Here is a 1,061-nt window from a genome sequence, read left to right on the forward strand (position 1 = left end):
GCCAACACCGCCGCCATCGCCCGCCTCGACAAGAAGGTCGACGCGGTCAAGGAGAGCGTCGACGCGCTCCGCCAAGAACGCAGGGACGACCTCAAGCGCCGTGAAGGCGCCGTCGCCGCCCTCGGCTGGCTCAAGTGGGCGTTGGGCGTGCTCGCTACCGTCATCGTCCTCGGCGGCGGCCTCGGCCTCTGGCGCGTCAACAGCCAATGGGTGACGGTCCAGGAACAACTCCAGCGCCTCCCCGGCCTGCCCGAGTGAACGCCTAACCCGTCTTGCGGCGCCGCACCTTCGCAGGCAGCCCGTGCCGCGTGACGAGCTGGTGCGCGCGCTGCCTCGAGACGCCCCACAGCATCGCCAGCTCCTTCACGGTCCTGCCCTCAGCCTCGCGCCGCATGCGCTCCACGTCACGGCGCGGCTTCGCCCGCGATTGGGGCTGGGCTCGGGGCTGGGCTCGGGGCTCGCGCCTCCTGACCGGCAAGCCATGGCGCCGCGCGCGCCCCCACGCGGTGCCGCGTGGGACGCCCCACAACGCGGCGAGCTCCGCGATCGTGCGGCCCCGCGCCTGCCGCCGCCACCGTTCGACGACACGCTCAGGCGTGCCACGCCCGCGAGCGCGGACGGTGAACCCGTGCCGCCAGGCACGAGTGAAGACCGTCTGCTCCGCCACGCCCCACATGCGCGCGAGCTCGTCGGCCGTGTGAAGCGCCGCCTCGCGCCGCCATCCCTCGACCGCCTCGATCGTCGCGACGCGCTTGCGCCCCTTGCGTGGCCCGCCGCGCTTCGCCGGCGTGAGGTCGAAACGTTTCGCGCGCAGCCGCGCGCCCTCCACGGTCAAACCCCAGAGGGCGGCGAGCTCGGCGAGCGTGTGCGTGCTCGCCTCCTCTCGCCACAGCGCGAGCAGTTCGGGGCTCGGGTTGTCCACGCGCCGCGCGTGCCCGTTCCCCCCGAACACGCGCCGCCTGAACTCGGCCACGACCGCCGGATCGCGCCCGATCAACCGCGCCAGCTCCTCGTCACTCCGGTCCCAGTCGAGGTCCCAGATGGTGACGACGTCCGGCTCG

At 73.7% G+C, this 1,061-nt stretch carries 2 protein-coding genes; one reads left to right on the forward strand and one right to left on the reverse strand.

Annotation, left to right across the window (positions count from 1 at the left end):
• A partial coding sequence (locus VF202_10020; GenBank protein ID HEX7040439.1) for a hypothetical protein occupies positions 1-258 on the forward strand: 258 nt, incomplete at its 5' end.
• A gap of 4 nt (positions 259-262) precedes the next feature.
• Here the strand turns inward: VF202_10020 and VF202_10025 are convergent.
• A partial coding sequence (locus tag VF202_10025) for a hypothetical protein (GenBank protein ID HEX7040440.1) occupies positions 263-1,061 on the reverse strand: 799 nt, incomplete at its 5' end.

The organism is Trueperaceae bacterium (assembly GCA_036381035.1).
Classification (GTDB): domain Bacteria; phylum Deinococcota; class Deinococci; order Deinococcales; family Trueperaceae; genus DASRWD01.